At 65.6% G+C, this 23,049-nt stretch carries 23 protein-coding genes; 10 read left to right on the forward strand and 13 right to left on the reverse strand.

Annotation, left to right across the window (positions count from 1 at the left end; all coding sequences use genetic code 11):
• Positions 1-79: 79 nt before the first annotated feature.
• The 3 genes from QFX32_00600 to QFX32_00610 all read left to right on the forward strand — a co-directional run bounded on the left by QFX32_00600 (position 80) and on the right by QFX32_00610 (position 3,123).
• Positions 80-616 carry a nucleoside-triphosphatase gene (locus tag QFX32_00600; protein ID MDI9632537.1) on the forward strand — a complete coding sequence of 179 codons (537 nt, stop codon included), beginning with the start codon at positions 80-82 and terminating at the stop codon, positions 614-616.
• Between the two features lie 82 nt (positions 617-698).
• Positions 699-2,057, forward strand: a complete 1,359-nt coding sequence (locus tag QFX32_00605; GenBank protein ID MDI9632538.1) for a mannose-1-phosphate guanylyltransferase/mannose-6-phosphate isomerase — start codon at positions 699-701, stop codon at positions 2,055-2,057.
• A 19-nt stretch (positions 2,058-2,076) separates the two neighbouring features.
• Positions 2,077-3,123: a DUF2117 domain-containing protein gene (locus QFX32_00610; protein MDI9632539.1), complete on the forward strand. Its 1,047-nt coding sequence runs from the start codon at positions 2,077-2,079 to the stop codon at positions 3,121-3,123.
• Positions 3,124-3,133: 10 nt separating this feature from the next.
• Here QFX32_00610 and QFX32_00615 read toward each other — a convergent pair whose 3' ends face one another.
• Positions 3,134-4,819 carry an ATP-dependent DNA ligase gene (locus QFX32_00615; protein MDI9632540.1) on the reverse strand — a complete coding sequence of 562 codons (1,686 nt, stop codon included), beginning with the start codon at positions 4,817-4,819 and terminating at the stop codon, positions 3,134-3,136.
• Positions 4,820-5,023: 204 nt separating this feature from the next.
• Between QFX32_00615 and QFX32_00620 the strand changes: the two genes are divergently transcribed.
• Entirely contained in the window at positions 5,024-6,217 is a 1,194-nt protein-coding gene (locus QFX32_00620; protein ID MDI9632541.1) for a hypothetical protein, read from the forward strand.
• Between the two features lie 21 nt (positions 6,218-6,238).
• On the opposite strand, the gene QFX32_00625 is transcribed toward QFX32_00620, so the two are convergent.
• The 9 genes from QFX32_00625 to QFX32_00665 form a co-directional block, all read right to left on the reverse strand.
• Positions 6,239-7,027: an MBL fold metallo-hydrolase gene (locus QFX32_00625; GenBank protein MDI9632542.1), complete on the reverse strand. Its 789-nt coding sequence runs from the start codon at positions 7,025-7,027 to the stop codon at positions 6,239-6,241.
• A 74-nt stretch (positions 7,028-7,101) separates the two neighbouring features.
• On the reverse strand, positions 7,102-8,211 hold the full coding sequence (locus QFX32_00630) for an ATP-binding cassette domain-containing protein (protein ID MDI9632543.1): 1,110 nt from the start codon (positions 8,209-8,211) through the stop codon (positions 7,102-7,104).
• The gene (locus QFX32_00635; GenBank protein ID MDI9632544.1) at positions 8,208-8,900 is read right to left on the reverse strand and encodes an ABC transporter permease; all 693 of its coding nucleotides are present in this window, start codon (positions 8,898-8,900) and stop codon (positions 8,208-8,210) included. Before QFX32_00635 ends, QFX32_00630 begins: the two co-directional genes overlap by 4 nt.
• A 24-nt stretch (positions 8,901-8,924) precedes the next feature.
• The gene (locus QFX32_00640) at positions 8,925-9,899 is read right to left on the reverse strand and encodes a substrate-binding domain-containing protein (GenBank protein MDI9632545.1); all 975 of its coding nucleotides are present in this window, start codon (positions 9,897-9,899) and stop codon (positions 8,925-8,927) included.
• Between the two features lie 118 nt (positions 9,900-10,017).
• The gene (locus QFX32_00645; GenBank protein MDI9632546.1) at positions 10,018-10,536 is read right to left on the reverse strand and encodes a hypothetical protein; all 519 of its coding nucleotides are present in this window, start codon (positions 10,534-10,536) and stop codon (positions 10,018-10,020) included.
• 136 nt (positions 10,537-10,672) lie between these two features.
• A complete protein-coding gene (brxD, locus tag QFX32_00650; GenBank protein ID MDI9632547.1) occupies positions 10,673-11,977 on the reverse strand; it encodes a BREX system ATP-binding protein BrxD in 1,305 nt (434 codons plus the stop codon).
• Entirely contained in the window at positions 11,958-13,775 is a 1,818-nt protein-coding gene (locus QFX32_00655) for a hypothetical protein (protein MDI9632548.1), read from the reverse strand. The genes brxD and QFX32_00655 overlap by 20 nt, the downstream gene beginning before the upstream one ends.
• A complete protein-coding gene (locus QFX32_00660; protein ID MDI9632549.1) occupies positions 13,772-14,476 on the reverse strand; it encodes a glycosyltransferase in 705 nt (234 codons plus the stop codon). The genes QFX32_00655 and QFX32_00660 overlap by 4 nt, the downstream gene beginning before the upstream one ends.
• Before the next feature lie 35 nt (positions 14,477-14,511).
• Positions 14,512-14,739, reverse strand: coding sequence for a hypothetical protein (locus QFX32_00665; GenBank protein ID MDI9632550.1), 228 nt, complete (start codon positions 14,737-14,739; stop codon positions 14,512-14,514).
• Positions 14,740-14,901: 162 nt separating this feature from the next.
• On the opposite strand from QFX32_00665, the gene QFX32_00670 reads away from it, so the two are divergent.
• From QFX32_00670 to QFX32_00680, 3 genes are read left to right on the forward strand one after another with little or no spacing between them, the layout of a single operon-like run.
• Positions 14,902-16,503 carry a CTP synthase gene (locus QFX32_00670; protein ID MDI9632551.1) on the forward strand — a complete coding sequence of 534 codons (1,602 nt, stop codon included), beginning with the start codon at positions 14,902-14,904 and terminating at the stop codon, positions 16,501-16,503.
• Complete coding sequence (guaA, locus tag QFX32_00675; GenBank protein ID MDI9632552.1) at positions 16,500-17,417, forward strand: glutamine-hydrolyzing GMP synthase; 918 nt, start codon at positions 16,500-16,502, stop codon at positions 17,415-17,417. The genes QFX32_00670 and guaA overlap by 4 nt, the downstream gene beginning before the upstream one ends.
• Positions 17,418-17,460: 43 nt before the next feature.
• The gene (locus QFX32_00680; GenBank protein MDI9632553.1) at positions 17,461-18,627 is read left to right on the forward strand and encodes an aspartate aminotransferase family protein; all 1,167 of its coding nucleotides are present in this window, start codon (positions 17,461-17,463) and stop codon (positions 18,625-18,627) included.
• Positions 18,628-18,668: 41 nt separating this feature from the next.
• Here the strand turns inward: QFX32_00680 and QFX32_00685 are convergent, their stop codons facing one another.
• A complete protein-coding gene (locus tag QFX32_00685) occupies positions 18,669-19,289 on the reverse strand; it encodes a superoxide dismutase (protein ID MDI9632554.1) in 621 nt (206 codons plus the stop codon).
• 206 nt (positions 19,290-19,495) lie between these two features.
• Here QFX32_00685 and QFX32_00690 point away from each other — a divergent pair, with 206 nt between their 5' ends.
• The 3 genes from QFX32_00690 to QFX32_00700 are packed head-to-tail and all read left to right on the forward strand — an operon-like array spanning position 19,496 to position 21,677.
• Positions 19,496-20,575, forward strand: a complete 1,080-nt coding sequence (locus QFX32_00690; protein MDI9632555.1) for a histidinol-phosphate transaminase — start codon at positions 19,496-19,498, stop codon at positions 20,573-20,575.
• Positions 20,572-21,084 (forward strand): adenylate kinase family protein, encoded by a 513-nt coding sequence (locus QFX32_00695; GenBank protein ID MDI9632556.1) that lies wholly within the window; start codon positions 20,572-20,574, stop codon positions 21,082-21,084. The genes QFX32_00690 and QFX32_00695 overlap by 4 nt, the downstream gene beginning before the upstream one ends.
• A complete protein-coding gene (locus QFX32_00700; GenBank protein ID MDI9632557.1) occupies positions 21,081-21,677 on the forward strand; it encodes a CDP-alcohol phosphatidyltransferase family protein in 597 nt (198 codons plus the stop codon). Before QFX32_00695 ends, QFX32_00700 begins: the two co-directional genes overlap by 4 nt.
• A 19-nt stretch (positions 21,678-21,696) precedes the next feature.
• On the opposite strand, the gene fen is transcribed toward QFX32_00700, so the two are convergent.
• Both fen and QFX32_00710 read right to left on the reverse strand, forming a co-directional pair.
• Positions 21,697-22,698 carry a flap endonuclease-1 gene (fen, locus tag QFX32_00705; protein MDI9632558.1) on the reverse strand — a complete coding sequence of 334 codons (1,002 nt, stop codon included), beginning with the start codon at positions 22,696-22,698 and terminating at the stop codon, positions 21,697-21,699.
• Between the two features lie 26 nt (positions 22,699-22,724).
• On the reverse strand, positions 22,725-23,039 hold the full coding sequence (locus QFX32_00710; protein MDI9632559.1) for a hypothetical protein: 315 nt from the start codon (positions 23,037-23,039) through the stop codon (positions 22,725-22,727).
• Between the last annotated feature and the right edge of the window lie 10 nt (positions 23,040-23,049).

Consider the following 23,049-nt stretch of genomic DNA (forward strand, 5'->3'; position numbering starts at 1 on the left):
GGGCGCGGGCTTCCGTGAACAGTATCGCCCGCTGTGCCGGGGATCCCCACCCGGGCATTCCGCGCGCGGGGTGAGCCGTGTGGGCGGGATTCCGCGGGTCATCCTCGTCACCGGGCGCCCGGGCTGCGGGAAGACGACGCTCGTCCGGGAGATCCTCCCCGACCTCGCGGGCCTCCATCCCGCGGGTTTCTACACGGAGGAGATCCGCGAGGGGGGATCGAGGGTCGGGTTCCGCGTCGTCTCGCTCGACGGGAGGACGTTCCTCCTCGCCCACGAGAGATTTCCCCCGGCGTTCCGCGTGGGGAAGTACGGGGTCGACATCGCGTCGTTCGACGCGTACCTCGCGACCGTCCCGTTCGGCGAGGCGAAAATCGCGGTGATCGACGAGATCGGGAAGATGGAGTGCCTCTCGGCGCGTTTCTGCGAGTTGGTGGACGGGATCTTCTCCTCCGGGAGGCACGCGATCGCCACGATCGCGCAGAAGGGGACTCCCTTCATCGAGTCCCTCAAGGGGAGGGAGGGCGTGAAGGTGTACACCCTCGGGCAGGGAAACAGGGCCGACATCATGGACAGGATCAGGGAATGGGTATCGTACCTGAAGGGGGGTGGCCGGTAGGCATTGCGCTCTTGTCCCCTCCTCACCCGGGCGACAGGGGAAGCGATATGTGGGAAAAGGGGGAAAAAATCAGGTAACCAACATGGAATCCATCGTTTCCGTCATCCTCGCGGGGGGCGTGGGGACGAGGCTCTGGCCCCTCTCCCGGACGTACAATCCAAAGCAGTTCCTCAAGCTGGACGGGACGTCCCTCTTCCAGGAGACCTACCGGAGGGCATGCCAGATCTCGCGCCCCGAGCAGATCTACGTCGTCACGCACATGCACCACCACTACCTCGCCGCAAACCAGCTCGAGGAGCTGAAGGTGGCCGTCCCCGAGGGGAGGATACTCTCCGAGCCCGAGGGGAGGAACACCCTCCCCGCGATCACGTGGGCGATGCTCGAGGTCGAGAGGGAATTCGGCGATTCCCTCGTCGCGATCTTCCCGAGCGACCATTACCTCGGGCAGGGCGCGATGGACGAGGTCGCATCTGCCCGCGGCATCGCGGACGACTACCTCGTGACGTTCGGTGTGCCGCCGACGCACCCACACACCGGGTACGGGTACATCTCGCCGGGGGACCCGCTCCCCGTGGGGTTCAGGGTGCAGAAGTTCCGGGAGAAACCCGACTGGGAGACGGCGAAGATATTCGTGGACGCGGGGTACCTGTGGAACAGCGGGATGTTCCTCTTCTCGACGAAGGTGTTCTTCGAGGAGATGGAGAGGTACCAGCCGGGGCTCCTTGCGGCCATGAGGGAGAAGGGGGTATCCTCGTACCCGGAGATCTCCCCCCTGTCGGTCGACTACGGCCTGCTCGAGCTCTCCGGGAGGGTCGCGGTCGTCCCCCTCACGTCCGGCTGGACGGACCTCGGGACGTTCCGCGCGTGGTACGATTTCAAGCCCCACGATCCCCGCGGGAACGTGGGCGACGCGGATTTCGTCGACGCGGAGCGGAATTTCGTCCATGCACCCGGGAAGCGCGTGGCGCTGATCGGGGTCAATGACCTCGCCCTCGTGGACACGGGCGACGCCCTCCTCGCGTGCCGGCTGGACATGGCGGAGAGCGTCGGCGATCTCGTGAAGGTTCTCAGGGAGAGGGGCGACCCCATCGTGGACTACCACCTCCAGGTCCACCGCCCGTGGGGATCCTACACGGAGCTCGAGAAGTCCCGGTTCTTCCGCATCAAGAGGGTCACCGTCAAGCCCGGGAAGAAGCTCTCCCTCCAGATGCACCACCACCGCAGCGAGCACTGGATCGTCGTCAGCGGCATGGCCGACGTGATCCTCGGGGACAAGACCATCCACCTGCGGCAGGGCGAGAGCACGTTCGTCCCGGCGGGAATCAAGCACCGGCTCGCGAACACGGGGAAGATCCCCCTCGAGGTGATCGAGGTGCAGATCGGCGAGTACCTCGAGGAGGACGATATCACGCGCTTCGCCGACGAGTACAACCGCGCGTGACTCCACCGCGGGGGTCGGGATGTCACCACCACTCGAAGACGCGGTGATGGTCGTCCACGGCGCGGAGATATTCGACGCTGGGGATGCTGCCCGCCTCCACTCCCTCCTGCGCCCGCGCCGGCTCGTCGTCGCGGGGATCATGGCGCGGGTGGCTGCCGAGGAGTCCGGCCTCCCCTGCGAGTTCGCGGACGTGCCGCCGAGCACGGTGCTCCGCGGCCTCGAATACCCCTTCTTCCTCGCCAACAGGGGGAAGACGCCCGAGTCCGGCCGGATATTCGGGGAGATCGTGGCCGGGAGGGTCGGGGGGGACGGGATCGTCCACGTCGAGTGCGCGTCGGGGGAAGTGATCTGCTGGGACAGGGACCCTGACGACCTCGCGAGGGAGATAGCCCGCGCGACCGGCTACACCATTGTTCCCGCAATTTCCCGCCGCGCCGCGACACCCCCCGGGGTCAGGGTGATCCGGGGGTGCATCCCCGGCGAGCCTGTCTTCGTGAACGGGACGGTGATCGGCATCGCGACCGCGCCGGAAGTGGTCCTCGGGACGGACGGGCAGGGGATGCTCGAACCACTGGCCGGGATCGAGGTCAAGGGCCACGGCCTCGAGAAGCTCGCGAGGGCCGGACCGGTCGACCCCGCGACGGCGTGGTGCAAGAGCGGGCGGATCAGGTCGCGGGGACCGGTGACCGAGCGGCGCGCCGCGGGGAGGGGCCGGGTCGTCTTCATCGACCACTGCGGCCACCTCGTCTACCGGACGATCGCGAGGGACGGCGTGTGCGGGATCGTGAGCGTCGGCGACGACACGACCGCGGTCTGCGGGCACATCGGGGCACACCTGGGGATCCCCGTCTTTGGGATCGTGGACGGCGACACCGATGGCATCGTTCCCACCCGTTACGCAGGGGGCTCCGTGATCGCGGTCGCGGACGGCATCTCCGACGACGCGCTGGGCAAGGAAGTGGTAGGGTTGATCCCGCGCGGCGACGTGGAGTGGGAGGAGTTCGTCCGGGCCCTCGTGGAGCGCATCGGGGACAGGGCGAGGATCCTCAGGCCCGGCTCGCCGTGAGCAGGACCGCTCAGCCGCCGGAGGGCGTCTCCTTCGAGGACTGCCGCTCGAACCGTTCCCTCACGCTCTCGAGCGTCTCGATGTCCGAGATGGCCTTGTCGTCCCTCACCCTCACGAAGCGCGGGAACCGGAGGGCGTAGCCGCTCTCGTAGTTCGGGCTCTTCTGGATCTCGGCGTATCCCACCTCGAAGACGAGGAATGGCTCGAGCTGGACCTCCTTGCCGGTCTCGGTGATCACGTGGTCGCGCAGCATCTCGAAGACCTCCTGCAGCTGCTCCTCGGAGAACCCCGTGGCGACCTTCCCGACGGGGAGGAGGTCGTCGCCGTCACGGCAGGCGAGGAGGAATGACCCAAAGAGGTGTGCCCTCTTCCCCTCGCCCCACTCGGCCCCGATGACCGCGAGATCCATGGTGTCCACGCCGGGCTTGACCTTGAGCCAGTTCTTCCCCCTGATTCCCGGAGTGTACGCGGAGGAGAGGACCTTCAGCATCAGCCCCTCGTGCCCGGCCTCGAGGCTCTCCCTGTACACCCTCTCGATCGCCTCGATGTCGTCGCTCACCGTCTGCGGCGCGATGCAGCCAGAGAGCGCGGACTCGAGGTACTTCCGCCTCTCGCTCAGGGGGAGGTCGATGAGCGTCTTCCCGTCGAGGTACAGGATGTCAAAGACGTAGGGCTGCATCGCGATCTCTTTTTGCATCGCCTCGATGTCGTACTTCCTCCTGAACCTCCGCAGGACGGTCTGGAAGGGAAGCGGCCTCCCGTCCCTCGTCGCGATCACCTCGCCGTCGAGGATGACGTCGTGCGCCGTCGCATTCCGGAGCGTCTCCACCACCTCGGGGAGGGCGCCCGTCACGTCCTCGAGCTTCCGGGAGTACATCCTCACGGTGTTCCCCTGCTTGTGGAACTGGAACCTGCTCCCGTCGTACTTGAATTCGGCCGCGACCGCGCCGTTCTCCGCGATCGCCTCGGCGATCGAGCCCTGCTGGGCGAGCATCATCTTGACGGGGTGGAACGGCATGATGTGCACGTCCGCGAGCGCTTCCCTCCCCATCCGTGCCTTCCTCGCGACCTCCCCGAGGTCGTTTAAGGCCTGGTACGCGTGCTCGACGAGAGAGGGCTCGACAGAGAAGGCGAGCGCGATCGCGTCCCTCATCGTCCCCTCCCCCACGCCGATGCGCAGGTCCTCGAGGATGAGCCTCGCGAGGTACTTTGCCTCGAGCGGGGAGGCGTTCTGGAAGAGATTCTGGACGAGCGAGAGCTTTTCTGCCTGTGAGGCGCGTCCTTCGAGGCGAGAGATCCTCTCGAGATCGGAATACACCGATGCGAGGTCGAGTTCCTGCGAAAAAAGCGCGGTCTGGAACGTCGCGGCCCTCTTCCGCCTCCCCGACGTCACCTTCCTCTCGAGTATGGACTGGACGGCGATTCCCACGTCCCCCTTCCTGTTGATCTCCGAGATGATCTCCTCCCTGCTGAGGTCGACCACGTGGGTGAGCGCGTCGAAGAGGAGGTTGGGGCCGATCCCGATCTTCTCCGGGCTCCAGTCCGGGAATATCTTGCCCGTGAGGAACTGGGTAAAGAGGGGGAGGTCCGTCTCGTCGAGGCGCCGGAGGATCTCGGCGATCTTCTGCGTCACCTCGAGTCTCCCGCTGATTCGCGCGAGGTCTTCGCATATCCGCGCAAATTCGAGGAATTTCATCGTGATCCTGCAGAGTAGAACCTCTGCGCCCGTGAAAATAAGGGTTCCCCCACCCCGGTCACACGGCGGGGCGACCGGGTCTCTCCCACGGGATTTGCGGCACGGGAGGGGGAAAGTTGTTGTTACCCGTTCCGATCGTCGTAATACTCCCGTTTTTGCCACGTCTCAAGGTTCTTATATTCACGCAGGAAATTCCTGTGTACCATGCCGGCGGAGTGGGTGCCCGATGCACTCGTCGAGCAGAAACTGGCGCAGGCGAAGCGGGAGATGATGGAGTACATCGAGAAGAACTCCGAGAAGATCGACTCGAATCTCCCCGTGTTCTTCGGCCACGTCGTCTCCATGCTCGAGAACAACTTCCCGGACATCCCGGACCAGGTCTACGACAGGTTCATCGACGACGTGACCGTCAAGGTCCTCGAGGAGAGCAAGCGGTCGACGGACGTCGAGTACATCGAGAAGCTGTTCCGCAACGCGACGAGGGTCAAGAGGAAATACACCGGCAGGGCACTCTTCGATATCGTCCTCGGTCTCAAGCTCATCGACATCGGGAAGTACAGGGACGCGATCGACATCCTCATGAAGTACAGGACGGTCGACGCGATCGTCTGCACCGCGATCGCGTTCTGCTACTACGAGCTCTCGGCCCTCGAACTCCCCCCCGACCAGAGGCCCGACAAGAGCACGACGAGCAGCATGGCACTCTCGGCCCGCGAGCAGATGATCGAGCTCGCCCGCCTCAAGCCGCCGGTCAACAGGTTGCGGTTCCCCCAGGTGATACAGGAGCTGAGGGTCAACAAGATATTCTGGTTCATGATAAAGCTCGCGATAGACTGGTTCCCGGACCAGCCAGACTACCTGAAGATCGGCCTTGAAAAGGCAAAAAAGGACCAGAATAAGGAGATGAGGGGGGAACTCCTCAAGATAGCGGCAGAGCGTTACTACAGCGACATGTTCTTCCTCCGCGACCTGTACCACTTCAAGCGCGAGGCGAGGGACGCCGCGGGGGCGACGGCGGTCGTGCGCCAGATGATGCAGCAGCACCCCGACGAGCTCGAACCCCTCTACTACGGGCTGCAGCTCTCGATCATGTCCTCGCAGGAAACGGCGTACCAGAAGTTCAGGAGCACCGCGATATCGAAGAAGATGCCCGCCCACGTCATCCTCCTCCTCGACCTCGCGTTCCTCCTCATCAGCGGGCGGAGGTCGGACGCGGAGGCGATGTTCGAGGAGATGGAGAAGAAACTCCCCGCGCTCGGGTACTACCTCGCGGCCCTCGAGTACATCATCAAGGATATCTTCTCCGAGGACGAGAAGAGGTCGAAGGCGGCGAAGAAGGCATTCTTGGATTCGATCGACCAGTATTGCCTGAAGCTCATCGGGATGAAGGAAGACTAGAGGGGAAGACCCGCGGACCCTTCAGAGGCGGATTCCCCGCGGCCAGCCCGCGGGCGATCCCACGTTCGTCGCGACCGTGATCTCGAGCCCGTGGGAGAACAGCCCCGCCCCCTCCCTCGCGCACGCGAGCGCCTTCTCCGGCGTGTTGTTCACCTCGCTTAAGTGCGCGAGCATGACGGAGTGGAGGTGCGCGCAGAGGCCATTGATGCATGCCGCCGCGTCGTTGTTCGAGAGGTGGCCGCGCTTGGACCTTATCCGCCGCTTGAGCGACTCGGGGTAGGGCCCGTCCTTGAGCATCCGGGGGCAGTGGTTGCTCTCGAGGACGAGCCCGTCGGCGGCCGAGAGGATCTCCCTCATCCTGTCCGTCACGGTGCCCGTGTCGGTGCAGCAGGCGAGGACAACATCCCCTTCCCGGATGAGGAACCCGCAGGGCTCGCGCGCGTCGTGGGAGACGGGAAAGGCCGATATCGAGAAGTCCCCCACGGAAAAGACCTCCCCGTAATCGACCTTGACGGCGCGCACGGGGTCGCGACGCCGCCCGCCCGCGTCGAGGAGGTCGATGAGCGTGCCACCCGTCGCGTAGACGGGGATGCGGAGCTCGCGGGCGAGGGGCATGACCGCGGCGACGTGATCCACGTGCTCGTGGGTGACGAGTATCGCGGAGATACCCTCCGCGCTCTTTCCCGCGGCGTGGAGCCGCGCGAGGATCTCCCGGCGCGTGAGGCCCGCGTCGACGAGGAGGGCGGTGGTATCCCCCTCGACGAGGAGGCAGTTCCCCTTACTCCCGCTCGCAAGGGAGGTGCAGCGCATCGCAGGTGTATGGGAGCTTCCCGGCATTAAAATCCGCGGGTGTGCCCCTTACGCGGGGCGGGAGGGCCACGGGTTCATCCGTTCCTTTCCGAATCCTCGTCACTCCCGGGGGCGGGCACGACGTGGACGGCGTTTGCCTTGAAAGAGACGGAAACGACCTTTCCCGCGGAGAGTCCGAGCTCGCTGCAGGACTGGCGCGTGACGAGGGCAGCGATAGGGATCCCGGCGTCCAGTGCCAGTCTCGCGTTGGGACCGCACGCGACGACGCGGGTGATCGTGGCCGGGAGGACGTTCCGCGCGCTGCTCCGCCCTCCGTCCGCCCCCGTCGAGACAGTGACATCTGCCGCGCGCAGGAAGAGGTGCACGCGTGTCCCCGGCGGAAATTCGCAGGGTGCGTGGACGTGGACGCCCGAGACGTCGATCCTCGCGAGTCCCCCCTCGTTCCCCACCACCACCCCCGCGAAGATATTCTCTATCCCGACCATGCGGGCCACCTCCCGGGATCCCGGCCGCGAGAAGACCTGGAAGGGATCCCCTAGCTCGCGCATCTTCCTCCCGAGGACGACGCCCACGCGCGTCGCGAGCCTCTGTCCCTGTGCCATGTCGTGGGTGGAGAAGATGACAGTCGTGTTCTCCTCGCGGTTGAGGGTAGAGATCAGGTCCTCGATCTCCTCGGTCGCGACGGGGTCGAGGTTGGCGGTCGGCTCGTCGAGGAGGAGGAGCCGCGGCCGCGGCGCGATTGCCCGCGCGATGGCCACGCGCTGGAGTTCTCCCCCCGAGAGCGAGGCCGCACTCGCCCTCTCCAGGCCACGGAGCCCCACGAGCGCGAGGACTTCCGAGACCCTCCGGGAGATCTCGGCCGGGGGGTAACCCCTGAATTTCAGGCCGAGCGCGACGTTCTCGTGCACGCTCCCCCGCAGGACGGAGGGTTTCTGGAAGACCATCCCCATCTGGCGGCGGAGGAAGACGCGTTCCTGCTCGGGGACCCGCGTGTCCCTGCCCATGAACGTGATCCTCCCCGCGGTGGGATCCTCGAGCATCGCGATCAACCGCAGGATGGTCGTCTTCCCCGTCCCGCTCGGGCCGATGAGCGCGAAGATCTCCCCCTCGTCCACGCCGAACGAGATGCCGTCCAGCACCTCCCTCTCGCCGTACCTCTTCGAGACGTTCTCGAACGCGATCATCCTTTCCGCTCCTGGAAGAAGGAGAGGGCGAGCGTCACGGCCAGGGAGATCCAAAGGAGGATGATGCCGAGCGCGATGGAGAGCGCGATGTTCCCGGCCGAGGTCTCGAGCGCGATTGCCGTCGTGAGGACGCGGGTGTACCCGCGGATGTTCCCGCCGATGATCATGGCAACCCCCACCTCCGAGATCGCGCGCCCGAATCCGAGGATGACTCCGCCGACGATCGCGTACCGGGCCTCCCCGAGGAGCGTCATGGTCGCCTGGAGTCTCGTTGCCCCCATCGCGCGGATCTCGTCCGAAAGGGACCTTTTCACCCCGGAGAGCGCGAGGACCGTCATCCCGAGGAGGACGGGGACGATGAGGATCGCCTGGCCCACCACCATGCCCGCGGGTGTGAACAGGAGGCCGAGGAACCCGAAAGGCCCCGACCGGGAGAGGAGCAGGAAGACGAACAGGCCGACCACGACCGTCGGGAGGGCGTAGAGCGCCTGGATCACCGTCACGATGCCGCGCTTCCCCCGGAACTCCGAGAAGTGCAGGAGCCCGCCGGCGGGGACCGCGACGAGGGCCGCGATGGCGGTCGCCGCGAGGGATATCCCGAGCGACCGCCCCGTGATCTCGACGATCTCCGGGTCGAGGGTGACGATCAGGCGGAATGCCTCGGTGCACCCCTCGAGTATCTCGTTCATGGGTGTCTCCCATTCAGGCGGCCCTCACGCGGGGCGCGGCGGCGTGCCCGGCGGGGATGCAGGCCCCGCGCAATCGCACCCAAGTTCCCCGCACCTGTCTCCCACGAGGGAAAAAAGGTTCGTCCCGTACTCTTCCAGCCCGTATTCCCCGATCTTTTCCTGGATCTCCGGGGAGAGGAGGAAATGTGCAAATTCCTCTGCCATCCTCTGCCTCTCCGGCGACCCGTTCCTCGGGGTGACCGTGATGACGCTGTACACGTTGGCCGGGATGTCCGCCCCCTCCACGAGCGGGACGAGGTTTCCCCTCCCGCGGAACACGAGGAACGTGGCCGTGTCCGAGAGGGTGTACGCCCCCTTCTCCGCCGCGAGCTGGAGGGTCTCTCCCATCCCCCTCCCGGTCTCCACGTACCACGGCCCCGATCTTCGTATTTCGTTCGTGTAGTTATATCCTGCAGATTCCCAGATGGATTTTTCCACGGTGTGGGTCCCGGACCCGTCCCCCCGCGAGACGAATGTGACGCCCGGACGGCCTGCCATGCCCGCCGCCGCGATCCTCCTGAAGGCCTCGGTCGCACCCGCGCCGCGGATGCCTGCCGGGTCTCCCACGGGTCCGGCAATGACAAACCGGTTATACGCGAAGCAGCGGCGGGAGGTCCCGTGGCCCGCCGCGATGAATGCCCTCTCCTCCTCCGGGGAGTGCACGATGATCACGTCGCAGTCACCCCTCCTCGCGAGCTCGAATGCCTTTCCCGTCCCCTGCGAGGTGACGAGGAGGTCGATCCCGTGCCGCTCCTCGAAGAGGGGTTCGAGGACGTCAAGGAGGCCGGAGTCGTACATGCTCGTGGTCGTGGCGAGGACGAGCCGAGGGGAGCCGTGGGACGGTTGCGCAGGCCCCCGGTCCACGGCAACGCACCCGCCGAGGAGCAGGAAGGCGAAGAGGGACGCGAACGCGAGCGCGTGGAGGGCGTGGCACCCGTCCCCGGGAGGCGAAATGTCCATGGCACGTACTGCGGCGACCGGGGAGATAATCATTTCCCATTTACAATGGGAAATTTTTAACCGGTTATTCTTAACACCGGGCGGGTGCCGGCCGGTGCGCTGCCGGAATTTCCGCGGGTCAGGAGACCCGTTGCCTCCTCCACAGCACGATGGAGATCCCCGCGGTCAGGCCGAGGAACACGGAGGGACCAAAGCCAGGGATGTTTCTCGCGGGGGGTTTCCGGAAAGTGAGCTCCGTGGAACAGACCGCGATGCTGTCGGTGTCCGTGAGCCGCTCGAGATTCAGGGGAACGTTCACGACGTAAATCCGGTACGTCCCGGGGACGAGGTTGCCGGCGATGAAAGACGTGTCCCAGTCGTAGATGAACGATCCGTCCGGGTTGACGAACGCAGAAGTGAAGTATCCTTGGCCCGCCTTGAGATTCACGTTCTCGAGCGTGACGCCGGCCCTGTCGAGGCCGGGTCCCGTCACGAAGAGGAAGACGGCGAGCAGGTTCTTCCCGTCGGTCGTCCCGTTGATGTGGATGCGATCGCCGATGTGCGCGTCGCGGGGAGTGGCATCGATGGATATACCGGCGGTTCCCGCACCCGTGAGGAGAGCGAGGACGAGGAGCGAGAGGATCACCCAGCGGGCCATGCGTTTTCGTAAATATGGGAGGGATGGAGTCATCATGGTTCTGGTGCCGCCACGCGCCCGTTCCCGGGGAGGTGTGGAAGCGGGCACCCTCTCTCCCCGCGGCCGGAAGCGCGCGCCTCTCCACGGCGTCGCCGCTTCAGAATTCGACGACCATGACCGCCTCTTCCTCCTCCCGGAGTTCCCCCTTGAGGTGTCCCGCGTCGAACCGGTACTGTTCCGAGGGATTGTAGTCCTCGTAGAGCTCGCACTTGTCGAGGACGTCGATGAACTCCTTGAGGAATATCCGGGGGATCACGTCGACCCTCCCGCCGAACTTCTCGGTCACCCGCGAGATCATCGCGCGGATGAAGCGGTGCGACACCCTGCTCCGGTCCACGTCCGAGTACGCCTCCCCGTAGATCTCCATCACCTTCAGGGCGACCTGCTCGAGTTTCCTCGCGTCGAACTTCGCGAGCGCGATCTGGGGCTGGCGCGGGTTCCTGAATCCTTCCTCGGGCTTGACGATGCATATCCTGTCGTAGAGGGGAGGAAGCGTCCTTATTCCCCTCGGGCCGTCGAAGAACGCGGGCGTGCCCGTGAAGAGGAAGTACGCGTGCGAGAGGTCTCCCCTGTCGAGCGACTCGACGATGGCCTGGAGCACGTGGTAACTCTTCTCCCGCTGGTTGCGGGGGAGGGACTGCGTCGTCTCGAGCTCGTCGAGGGCGACGGCAAGGCCCTTGTATCCCGCGCTCACGATGATCCTCACGAGTCCGCGGAGGAACGTGAATGCAGACGCCTCGTCGATCTCCCCCCGGATCCCGGCCTTCTGCTTGAAGTCCCGGCCCACGTTCGTCTCCGCGCAGATCCACCCGATCGCGGACTGGGCGGTCTGGAAATCCCCCTCGTTGCCCGCGCGGTAGTACGTGCGGAGCGCGGCGGCAAGCGAGCTGTTCAGCTCGGATATCCCGGCAAGGGCGGTCTCTATCTCGGCGAGCGTGGCCTTCTCGAGGACATCCTCGGGGATGGTCCTATCGCTCACCCTGAGGATCCTCTCCTCTATTCCAAAGAGCCACGTGTCGACGATGGACTTGAGCGCGTGCTCTTCCTCGCGGGTCCGGAGGGTTCCGCATATCTGGCGGTAAACCTCCCGGAACTTGTGGAGGGGGCAGGTGGGTGAGACCACGACGTGCGCCGTCACGAAGCCCATCTCCCGCGCGATCTCGAGCGACCGGGCGACGAGGAACGTCTTGCCGCTCCCGTACTCGCCCCTGACGAACTTGAGGTCGCCCCCGCCCTGCGAGACGTAGTCCAGCTGCGCCCTGATCGTGTTCTCCTCCATCTCGAGCCCGACGGCGATCCGCTCGAGGCCGCTCCCGGGGACAGTCCCCCTCCGCAGGGCATTGATGATGTTCTGGCTCTCGAGCTTCCGGCTCCCCGCCACTTCAGGCACCCTTGTAGGCATATATCTCCCCGTTCTTTCCAAATCCTCTCTTCTCTATCAGTACGACCCCTTTACTTGACATTTTCTGCACGAGCCGGTTGACCATCCCCGCGACCCTCCGCGAGCCGAGCAGTGCCCGCAGCTCCATCTCGCTCGCCTGCCCGCGGTCCCTGAGGAACTCGATTATTTTCCTCTCGTTCTCGTCGAGGTCAAGCCCCGCGAGGAGGGCATCGGGGGACTCGGCGGGAACGTGCCCGCCCTGCAGCGTGCCCTTCAGGACAGGGACCTCGGAGAGGGCCTTCTCCTTGCATTCCGAAAGGAGGGCGAGGAAATCTCCCGGCCTCACATCCCTTGCCCACGCGGGGACGACGTCCAACCCTGACAGGCATGCCCTCTTGCACGACAGCCAGTCCCGCTGCGCGAGCGCGAGCGTCCCGGAGAGCAGGTGGAGCGCCGCGAGGAGTTCCAGCCCCCTCGAGGGGAGAACCTCGGAGAATCCATCAAGCTTTGTCCTGAGAGCCTCTAGCAGCCTCGGCATCCGGAGGAGGGCCTCCCTCTGCCCGAGCGAGAACTCCGCGATTCGCACGAGATCCTGAACCTTCCTCGCGGAAGAAACGACGTGCATCATGACCTTCTCGGCCTCCCTCACGTCGCCGCCCGCCGCGCAGAACCGGGCGTAGTGCGGGCCCCCCTCGAGGGAATCGCTCCTGTACGCCCTGTAGTACCATGCCCGCGCCTCCTTCAGGTCCCCCGCCTCCTCGTAGAACTGCGCGACCGAAAGGAGCGAGAACGGGTCAGTCCTCATCGCGAGCGCCTCGCGCAGGATGCGCTCGGCATCCCCGTGCGGGAAGTACGTCTGCAGGAATACCCTGAATGCGCGGAGGATCTCCCTCGCGAGGGCGGGATCTTCCATCGAGTCGAGTTCCTGCTCGAGGAGGCTCCTGTAGCAATCCCGGGCCTCTTCCCGCCGCTGCGCGAGAGCGAGGAGCCCGCACCCGGTGAGGCGGAACCTCCCTTCAGGCATTCTTTCCGAGAGCAGGGGGCCGAGCGCGGAGAGAGCCCTCCCGTAATCCCCGCCCTCTTTCAGGAAGAGAACGTAATCGTGCCGTAGATCCCTGTCTCCCGTCAGCTCCACGAGCCGGGGGTACTCCTCGCCCGCCCTCTCCCTGTCGACGCGCGCGAGCGCTCCCATGGAGAGCCTCGCGTAGAGGGGATCGCGGGTCTTCTCGAACAGGTCGCGCGCGCACTCCGCGGCCTCCCTGAACTTCCCGCACGCGGAGAGGATGGAGACGTACACGTCGTCGGGAGGGAGCCTGCCCCCCGGGGCACCCTCCCACGCCACGAGTGCCTCGGCCGGCCTCCCGGCGAGGAAGAGGGCCACCGAGAGCTGGCGCGCGTCGTCCGGCCTATGGGACTGCGAGAGGAGGTGCGAGTAGGCCGGGATTGCCTTCCATGGATCGCCTGACCGGAGGACGTACGCCGCGAAGTTCCGCAGGGCATCGGTGTTCCCAGGGTCGAGCGCGACTGCCCGCGCGTACTCGGCGAGTGCGCCCTCTTCCCCCCTCGCCTCGAGGATGCGCCCGAGGTAGCCGTGCACGTGCGATGCACCGGGGAGGATGTGGGCGAGGTCGCGGAAGTGCGCCTCTGCCTCCTCGAGCCTCCCGAGATGAAAGAGGTTGGCGGCGAGGAGGACCGCGACCGAGGGGTCGCCCCGGCCCTCCCCTAGCTCCCTGCAGACCGCGAGAGACCGCTCGTACTCGCCGCGCTCAAAGAGGGTGAACGCCTCCTCCCTGCGGGTTTCCCGGTCCTCCGCGGTCAACGGCGCACCACCTGCCTGACCCTGAGCCGGAGGAGCCGAGAGAGCATCTTCAGGCCATCCGTTCCCCTGACATGCGAGCTGCGCGTGTCGCACCACGCGATCGGGTGTTCCCTCACGGAAAAACCCTTCTCCTTGAGCCGCCAGAGGAGTTCCACGTCGAACTCGAACCCCGTGGAGACCATCTCCCCGATGACGGCGTCGATCGCCTGCTTCTTGAATACCTTCGCCCCGCACTGCGTGTCCCTGAAGGGAAGTCCGAAGAGGAGTCGCACGATACCGTTGAAGATCCGACTCTCGAGGCGCCTGAGTAACCCCTGCCGCCGCTCGATGACGGCACCGGGTACCCAGCGGGACCCGATGACCGCGTCCGCGTCGCCGAGGAGGGAGAAGAGCTCCACCATCTGGGAGAAGGAGGTCGACGCGTCCGCGTCCACGTAGCCGACGAGGCGGCCGCTCGCCCTGCGCATCCCCTCGGTTATGGCGCCCCCCTTCCCGAGCCTCCCTTGACGGTGGACGCACGTGATGTTCATCCCGGGGTGGGCGCGGGCGAAGCGGTTGACGATCTCCGGGGTCCCGTCCTCTCCCTCGCACACGAAGATGAACTCTCCCTCTGCTCCCTCGATCTGCGCAAGAAGCCTCTGGATCCTCCCGGCCTCGTTGTACGCCGGGACGACGAGGGTGTACGGCGGCACCTGCTCCATGGAGTGGTCCTGTTCCCGGTTCTCCCGCGGGGATCTCACGCGTGCCCGGCGAGGTGTTCCGAGAGGCCCCGTCCCGGGCGGTAGCGTTCCGCGATGGCGAGCGCGTGCTGCCGGAGGCGCCTGTGCTGCTCGATGCAGGTCTCCGGAGGGGGCGACTTGCGGAGGATCGCGGACGTGTTCTCGGTGATCTGGATGAGCTCCGTCGCGATCACGGCCTGCAGCCAGAGGAGATCCGCGAGCATTTCCCTCTCTTCGCTGTCCATGTGGTGTATGTTTGCCCCGGGACGGGATAATCATGCGGGGTCGTTTCGGGAGCCGGGTGGCCTCGGCCTTTGGGCATGCTACTTTTTTCTCCGGGCAGGGAAATACTGTACGTGGCAACCGTGCATGGCCCGCGGAGCTGAAGGCAGGGAGAGGGGGATCGATTGAAATTCATTTTTGTCACGGGGGGTGTCATGAGTGGACTTGGGAAAGGGATCACCGCCGCGTCCATCGGCCGCATCCTCAAGAACCGGGGTTACTCTGTCACGGCCGTCAAGATAGACCCGTACCTGAACATCGACGCGGGGACGATGAATCCCGGCCAGCACGGGGAGGTCTTCGTCCTCTCGGACGGGAGCGAGGTCGACCTCGACCTCGGGAACTACGAGAGGTTCCTCGATATCGACCTCTCCGCGGCACACAACATCACCACCGGGAAGGTCTACCGCACCGTGATCGAGAAGGAGCGGCGCGGCGATTTCCTCGGCGAGACCGTCCAGATCATCCCGCACATCACGGACGAGATCAAGTCGTGCATAAAAAAGGCGGCGGAGATGGAGATCCCGGGCCAGCCCCCCGCGGAGATCTGCCTCGTCGAGATCGGCGGGACGGTGGGTGACATCGAGAGCATGCCGTTCCTCGAGGCGGTGAGGCAGATGAGGGGGGAACTCCCGCCGCAGGACACGGTGATCGTCCACGTGACCCTCATCCCGGAGGACACGATGGGCGACCTCAAGACGAAACCCACCCAGCACTCGGTGAAGGCGCTGCGCGAGCTCGGGCTCCACGCAGACATCATCGTCGGGAGGAGCCACCGGCCCATCGGCGCCCACACGAAGAGGAAGATATCCGCGTTCTGCGATGTTCCCATGCGGTGCGTGATCAGCGCGGCAACCGTCCCCGACATCTACCAGGTCCCGATGGAGCTCGAGAAGGAGGGGCTCGCGGACGCACTCATCGAGCACCTCGGCCTCCAGAAGAGGCCCGCGGACACCGAGTGGTACCGCGTCGTCACGAGGGAGTACACGCGGAGGGTGAGCGTCGGGATAGTGAGCAAGTACGGGATCGAGGACGTGTACCTGAGCATCAAGGAGGCGCTGAAGCACGCGGGGCGTGCCCTCTCCACTGAGGTCATGATCACGTGGCTCGACGCGGAGAGGTACGAGCCGGCGCAGCTGAATGATTATGACGGGATCCTCGTCCCGGGCGGTTTCGGGAAGCGCGGGATCGAGGGGAAGATCGAGGCGATTTCGTGGGCGAGGACCCACGGGATACCGTTCCTTGGGCTCTGCCTAGGGTTCCAATTGGCCGTCGTCGAGTACGCCCGGAACGTGCTCTCGTGGGAGGACGCGACGAGCGCGGAGGTCGGCGAGGGGAAGCACGTGGTGGCGATCCTGCCCGAACAGCAGGGGGTGCGGGACCTCGGCGGGACCATGCGCCTAGGGGACGCGAAGATCACGCTGAAGAGCGGGACACTGGTCGAGAGGCTCTACGGGAAGCGGGAGATCGTCGAGAGGCACAGGCATCGGTACGAGGTGAACCCCCGGTTCATCCCCGAGCTCGAGGGGGCGGGACTCGTGTTCTCCGGCTCCTGCGGGGAGAGGGTGGAGGTCCTCGAGATCCCCGGCCACCCCTTCTTCCTCGCGACGCAGTTCCACCCGGAGTTCAGGTCGAGGCCGACGAGGCCTTCCCCCCCGTTCATCGGCTTCGTGAAGGCCTGCGCGACGAAGGAGAAGGCGAACGCGGCACAGGAGGCGAACGCGTGATCGACGCGGCGGAGTTCATCGAGAATGCCGTGGAGGAGATACGGAGGGAAGCGGGCGACCGGAGAGTGGTGATGGCCCTCTCGGGGGGAGTCGACAGCTCTGTCTGCGCGGCACTCGCCGCGAGGGCGATAGGCGACCGGCTCGTCCCGATCTACGTGGACACGGGCCTGATGCGGAAGGGCGAGACCGAGCGGATCTCGCAGGTCTTTGGGGATCTCAACCTCCGCGTCGTCCCGGCGGCGGAGATGTTCTTTGCGGCACTTCGTGGAATAACCGACCCCGAGGAGAAACGGAAGGTCATCGGCGAGCTCTTCATCCGCATCTTCGAGAGGGAGGCGAGGGCGACGGGGGCCACGGCCCTCCTCCAGGGGACCATCTACCCGGACCGGATCGAGAGCGAGGGGGGGATCAAGAGCCACCACAACGTGGGGGGCATGCCCCTCGAGATCGAGTTCGAGAAGGTGATCGAGCCCTTGCGGGACCTCTACAAGGACGAGGTCAGGGTGCTCGCGGCTGCCCTCGGGCTCCCCCCTGAGATCCAGCACCGGATGCCGTTCCCCGGTCCGGGTCTCGCGGTCAGGGTCGTCGGCGAGGTCACGCCAGAGCGCATCGAGGTGGTAAGGGAGGCAAACCACATCGTCGAGAGCGAGATCGTGGACAGGTTCGGCCCGTGGCAATGCTTCGCGGCGCTCGTGGGTCTCGGGACGGGCGTGAAGGGGGACAACAGGGTCCACGGGTGGATCGTCGCCGTGAGGGCAGTCAACTCGCGCGACGGGATGACCGCCGACCCCCTGAGGCTCCCGTGGGACGTCCTCGAGAGGATTGCCCTCCGGATAACCTCGGAGATACCCTCGGTGGCGAGGGTCGTCTACGACGTCACGCCCAAGCCTCCCGCGACGATCGAGTACGAGTAGCGGGAGGAGAAGACCGGGAAGGTGGAGAGCGGGGAGGTTAGAGATGGGAAAGATGGTCAAAGTGGGAGAAACCGGGTTCCGGGAGGATTTCCGGGAGCTCGACGCCCGGTACTACATGCCCGCGTTCTCGCGGGAGATCATGATCGTCAGGGGTCAGGGGTCCCGGGTCTGGGATTCCACCGGGAAGGAGTACATCGACTGCGTCGGGGGAATCGCGGTCTGCAGCACGGGGCACTGCCACCCCGAGGTGACGGCGGCCATATGCGAGCAGGCAAAGAGACTGATCCACTGTTCTAACCTCTTCTACGTGCCCGGCCAGGCAGAGCTCGCGGAGAAGCTCGTCCTCCTCACGGGAATGGCAAAGGCATTCTTCTCGAACTCGGGTGCGGAAGCGAACGAGGGCGCGATCAAGCTCGCCCGGATCGCGACGGGGAGGAAGAAGTTCGTCGCGTTCACCCACGGGTTCCACGGCCGAACGATGGGATCGCTCGCCGTGACGCACAAGCCCGCGATACGCGAACCGTTCCTCCCGCTCGAGCCCCGGTGCACTTTCGTCGAGTACGGCAACCTCGACGCGCTCCGTGCGGCGATGGACAACGACGTCGCGGGGGTCTTCGTGGAGCCGATACAGGGCGAGGCAGGGGTCATCATCCCGCCGGAGGGGTTTCTCGAGGGCGTGAGGGAGCTCTGCGACAAGCACGGGGCCCTGATGATCGCAGACGAGGTCCAGACCGGGATGGGCCGGACGGGAAAGTGGCTCGCGATCCAGCACACGGGTGTCTGCCCCGACATCGTGACCCTCGCGAAGGGGATCGCGAGCGGTTTTCCCATGGGCGCCCTCCTCGCCCGCGAGGGGCTAGAATTCAAGAAGGGCGAGCACGGGAGCACTTTCGCGGGCGGGCCCCTCGCGTGCGCCGCGGCACTCGCGACGATTAGGGTCATCGAGGAGATCCTCCCCGAGATACCCTCGAAGGGCGAGGCATTCCGGCGGGGGCTTGCCCGTTTCAACCCGCGGGTCAGGGGACTCATGGTCGGGATCACCGCGGGTGAGCGGTGCGGGGAAGTTCAGAAGGCATGCGCGGAGAGGGGGGTCCTCGTGAACTGCGCCGCAGACGGGAACATCCGGCTCGTCCCGCCCCTCGTCATCTCGCACGACGAGATCGGGACGGTCTGCAGGGTCCTCTCCGATGCCCTCGCGGGCGGTGCCTGAAATGGGGAAAAAGGAATCCCGGGGACCTGCACCGTCCCCGTTCAGGATTTCCTCGCGTTCTCGAACCGCGAGGCGACGGCGTCCCAGTTGACGATGTTCCAGATATTCTCGATGTACTTCGCCCTGTCATTCTTGTAATCTATGTAGTACGCGTGTTCCCACGCGTCGACGACCATCAGGATGGAGAACGCGGGGAACACGTTCACGTTGTGCTTCTCGATCTGCATCACGAGGAGCCTCCCCGTCTTCCTGCAGTAGGAGAGGGCACCCCACCCCGAGCCCTCGACGCTGTTCGTGGCCGCGGAAAACTCCTTCTTGAACCTCTCGAAGGACCCGAACTCGCGGTCTATGTGCCGGGCGAGTTCCCCGGAGGGCGAGCCCCCGCCTCCCTTCCCCGCGGGCGCGAGGTTCTCCCAGAAGAGGGAGTGGAGGAGGAACCCGCCGATGTGGAAAGAGAGTTCCTTTGCGACCGCCTTCTGGTCGAGGTCGGTCCCTTCCTTCCGGGACTTGTCTAGCTTCTCGAACAGGGCGTTCGCCCCGTTCACGTAGGCCTGGTGGTGCTTCGTGTGGTGGATTTTGAGCTGCTCTTCCGAGATGGAAGGGGCGAGGTCCTTGTAATCGTAAGGCAGTGCGGGGAGCGTGTAGAGACGACTGCTTTCCATTCTTCCTGTACCTCCCTACTGTTCAGTTCTTCTGAAAGGAGACTATAAAGTCATTCCCATCCTGCCCTCCCGCGAATTTCCGGCGGGGCAAGGGGGGCACGGCCGAAAGACCCGCGGCAAACCCCTCGTTTTTCCCGCAACACCCTTCACTCGTGCCTTTTTAAGTTGGAAGAGCTCAATAGTGAAGGGAGGCTGGTGAGCGCAGCGTGAGAGGAGAGCGGGGAACCGGCCCCGAGGGGCTTGTCCGTGAATGCTACAGGAGCGGGGGGTACGTCTATGCCCGCCCGCCCGGCAGTACCACGGGGACCGCGGGGGTTGCACGCGTTGCGAGGCTCGCGAGCAACGAGAACCCTGACCCGCCCCCGGCGCGTGCGCTCGCGAGGGCGAGGGAGGCGCTCACGGGCGCAAACCGCTACCCCGGGGACGAGGTCGGCGCGTTCATCGCCGCGCTGGAGCAGTACCACGGGCCCTACCACTTCGTCGCTGGTGCGGGGATGGACGGCGTCATCGAGACGATCCTCCGGCTCTTCGTGACCTGCGGCGACAGGGTGGTGATATCCACCCCGACCTTCTCCTTCTACGGGCTCGCGGCATCCGCCCTGGGCGCGGAAGTCGTCCACGTGCAGAGGGAGGACGACTTTTCCGTGGACACGGGGAAGTTCATCCGCGAGGCGAGGGATGCGAAGGTCTCGTTCCTCTGCACGCCCAACAACCCCACGGGGACGGTGACCCCCGCGGGGGACGTCGGGGAGATCCTGGGGGAGATCCCGGGAATCCTCTTCCTCGACAACGCGTACGTGGAGTTCTGCGACGAGGAGTACCGCCACCTCGTGCGGGAGCATGACAACCTCGTGATCGGGAGGACGATGTCGAAGGCGTTCTCCCTCGCGGGCCTGCGGGTGGGGTATGCCTTCGTCCCGGAGTGGCTGGTCCCCTACTACAACAGGGCTGCGACGCCGTTTTCCATCCCGTCCGTCTCTGCCGCCGCGGCGGCCGGGGCCCTCGAGGACGGGGAGCACGTCGAGAGGGCGAGGAGGCGCGTCTGCAGGCTCCGCGAACGCGTCTCCCGGGAATGCCGTTTCCCCGTCGTCCCGTCGGGCGCAAACTTCGTCCTCGTCGACGTCTCCCCCCGGAAGGGCTGCGACGTTGCCGGCATCCTCGCGTCGAGGGGCGTGCTCGTCCGGTCGTGCGAGAGCTTCCCCGGGCTTGCCGACCACTACGTCAGGGTGAGCATCGGCGAGGACTGGGAGATGGAACGGTTCCTCCGAGAGATCAACAGCCTATGATGACGGGAATCACCGGGACTCCGGGTACGGGGAAGTCTTCCGTGGGGAGGATCCTGCGTGCCCGGGGCTACCCCGTGACGGAGGTCACGGAGACCGTGGGGAAGTACGTCGTCCGGCGCGACGACGAGAGGGACACGCTCGTGGTGGACGAGGACCGCTGGGCGGCGGAATTCGGGAGGAGGGAGGGGTTCGTCATCGGGCACCTCTCGCACCTGCTCCCCTGCGACCTCGTCGTCGTCCTGCGGTGCGCACCGGAGGTCCTGCGGGAGCGCCTGAAGGAGAGGGGCTACGACGAGAGGAAGGTGCGCGAGAACTGCGAGGCAGAGGCCCTCGACGTGATCCTCGTCGAGACACTCGAGATCCACCCCGCGGAGAGGGTCCTCGAGGTCGATACCACGCGCATGGCCCCCGCGGAGTGCGCGGACGTGGTCGAGGGATTCGTGAGGGGAGAAATACCCCCCTCGGTGGGGAAGGTCGACTGGTCGTACTACCTCGGAGGAGAGGAATGACGCTCGAGGTCCTGCGTCCCCACATGGCTACCCTCATGGAACCGTTCATCTCCGCGTCGAGGCGGGCGGGTGTATCCCCTAACACCCTCACCGTTCTCTCGCTCTTCACCGCCGCCCTCGCCGGCGCATCGTACTGGCTCGGCAACGTCCTCGCCGGGACGGTCTTTGTCGCGTTCAATGCCCTCTTCGACGGCCTCGACGGCGCTCTCGCGAGGGCAGAGAAGAAGGAGAGCATCCGCGGCGACTTCCTCGACCACGTCATCGACAGGTACTCGGACATCTTCATCATTACCGGGATCTTCGCGGGCGGCGCGGCGGGGTGGGAGGTGGGTGTCCTCGCCCTCACCGGCGTCCTCATGTCCTCCTACCTCGGGACCCAGTCCCAGGCGGTCGGGATGGGGAGGTACTACGGGGGGGCGCTCGGGAGGGCAGACCGGCTCGTGATGATCATCTGCGCGGGCCTGCTCACCGTCGCGTTCCCGGGGAAGGTCTTCTCCCTCTCGATCCTCGGGTGGCTCCTCCTCGTCCTCGGGGTGATGGGGCACGTAACCGCGGTGCAGAGGTTCCTCCACGTCTGGAAGAACATGCCCTGACCGGGCCCCCGGTTCTCCCCTAGAACCACGAGTCGAGGGTCTTCTGGCCGGTGGCAGCCTTGACCTCGCCGAGCGCACTCTCGACCCTCTCGGGCGAGAAGTCGAACCTGTCGCAGAGCATCCGGAGCACCCCCTCCCTGTCCGGCGGCCGCCACTGGAGGGTGTAGTCGTCCGTGACAGGGGGGTTCTCGAAGAACCGGTAGATCTCTTCCCAGTCAAGGCCCGGCTGCCTCTCCCTCATGACCTGCTCGAACTCGCCGTTCCTGACCATGCGGAGGGCAGTCTTCGCCCCCACGCCTTTTATCCCCTCGTTGAAGTCCGTCCCGACCAGTATCCCTATCCGTATCAGGTCGCCCCAGGAGATCCCGAGGCCCGAGAGGACCTCGGTGAGGAGGAGCCTCTCCGGGACGACCGAGAGCGTCCTCCCGCGGACCTTCCTCTTCCCGCTCACCGTGAGGTTCCGGACGAGGACCGGCGCACCGAAGAGGAGGGTGTCGTAGTCCTGCGAGACGACGTACCGTGCGGCACCCCGCGCCACCATGTGGGCTGCCTGGGCCTCACCCTCGCTCGGTGCCTGGATCCACGGCAGGCCGAGGAGGGAGAGGAGTTCGCGGGACGTGGCGATTATCTCCTCGTCTATCCGCGAGGACGACCGCGCCTGCCGGTATGCCTCCTCGGTGTCGCCGCGGAGGAGTGCCTCCTTCCATCTCTCCCCCGCGAGCTCGCGGGCGACCCTCCTCTCCTCTATCGTCTCGCGCTTGAATGGCGGGGGGGCGCCATCGTATATCCACACCGTCCGGATCCCCTTCGCGAGCAGGTTCGACGCCCGGAAGAGGATCCCGGAGAGGTGCGAGGTGACGCGCCCGTTCCTGTCCATGAGGGGTGTCCCGTCGGGCTGGCGGATGATGCTCAGGAACTGGTAGAGCGCGTTGTGCGCGTCCACCGCCGCGACACCGGCGAGGTCCTGCCACGTGACAGTCTCCTTGAAATCGGCGACGATGTCCCTGAGCGCGACACCCATCGGTCATCCCCCGCGGAAAACCGCCTTCACCGGTAGACCCTCTTTGCAATCTCTTCCACGATTGCATCGACGTGCGCCATGTGGCTCTCGTATTTCTGGGAGAGTTTCGCCGCGATCTCCTCCATGTTCATCCGGATCATCCTCTCCCGCTGGGAAAGGGCCCTCTCGATCTGCCTCACCTTGCGGTGGACGAGGAAGACGAGGCCCCCGAGGGAGATCATCATCAGGGCCGATGCGATCGATTTGATAATGTCAAAATTCAGACTTATCACGAGGACGAGGGTGGAGATCACGAGGACGGCGAGGAGGATGACGTCGACGAGGTATTCCCGCGTGTCCATAGAGTGAGAT

The organism is Methanolinea sp., assembly GCA_030055515.1.
Lineage (GTDB): Archaea > Halobacteriota > Methanomicrobia > Methanomicrobiales > Methanospirillaceae > Methanolinea_A.

Bases quoted from the DNA above. Each gene is read 5' to 3' on its own strand.
- QFX32_00640 (MDI9632545.1), bottom strand. From the start codon at position 9,899: ATGGACATTTCGCCTCCCGGGGACGGGTGCCACGCCCTCCACGCGCTC.
- QFX32_00630 (MDI9632543.1), bottom strand. From the start codon at position 8,211: ATGATCGCGTTCGAGAACGTCTCGAAGAGGTACGGCGAGAGGGAGGTG.
- QFX32_00645 (MDI9632546.1), bottom strand. From the start codon at position 10,536: ATGGCCCGCTGGGTGATCCTCTCGCTCCTCGTCCTCGCTCTCCTCACG.
- fen (MDI9632558.1), bottom strand. From the start codon at position 22,698: ATGGGTGTCGCGCTCAGGGACATCGTCGCCGATTTCAAGGAGACTGTC.
- QFX32_00680 (MDI9632553.1), top strand. From the start codon at position 17,461: ATGGGAAAGATGGTCAAAGTGGGAGAAACCGGGTTCCGGGAGGATTTC.
- QFX32_00625 (MDI9632542.1), bottom strand. From the start codon at position 7,027: ATGCGCTGCACCTCCCTTGCGAGCGGGAGTAAGGGGAACTGCCTCCTC.
- QFX32_00610 (MDI9632539.1), top strand. From the start codon at position 2,077: ATGTCACCACCACTCGAAGACGCGGTGATGGTCGTCCACGGCGCGGAG.
- QFX32_00685 (MDI9632554.1), bottom strand. From the start codon at position 19,289: ATGGAAAGCAGTCGTCTCTACACGCTCCCCGCACTGCCTTACGATTAC.
- brxD (MDI9632547.1), bottom strand. From the start codon at position 11,977: ATGCCTACAAGGGTGCCTGAAGTGGCGGGGAGCCGGAAGCTCGAGAGC.
- QFX32_00615 (MDI9632540.1), bottom strand. From the start codon at position 4,819: ATGAAATTCCTCGAATTTGCGCGGATATGCGAAGACCTCGCGCGAATC.
- QFX32_00695 (MDI9632556.1), top strand. From the start codon at position 20,572: ATGATGACGGGAATCACCGGGACTCCGGGTACGGGGAAGTCTTCCGTG.
- QFX32_00700 (MDI9632557.1), top strand. From the start codon at position 21,081: ATGACGCTCGAGGTCCTGCGTCCCCACATGGCTACCCTCATGGAACCG.
- QFX32_00660 (MDI9632549.1), bottom strand. From the start codon at position 14,476: ATGGAGCAGGTGCCGCCGTACACCCTCGTCGTCCCGGCGTACAACGAG.
- QFX32_00710 (MDI9632559.1), bottom strand. From the start codon at position 23,039: ATGGACACGCGGGAATACCTCGTCGACGTCATCCTCCTCGCCGTCCTC.
- QFX32_00605 (MDI9632538.1), top strand. From the start codon at position 699: ATGGAATCCATCGTTTCCGTCATCCTCGCGGGGGGCGTGGGGACGAGG.
- QFX32_00635 (MDI9632544.1), bottom strand. From the start codon at position 8,900: ATGAACGAGATACTCGAGGGGTGCACCGAGGCATTCCGCCTGATCGTC.
- QFX32_00620 (MDI9632541.1), top strand. From the start codon at position 5,024: ATGCCGGCGGAGTGGGTGCCCGATGCACTCGTCGAGCAGAAACTGGCG.
- QFX32_00665 (MDI9632550.1), bottom strand. From the start codon at position 14,739: ATGGACAGCGAAGAGAGGGAAATGCTCGCGGATCTCCTCTGGCTGCAG.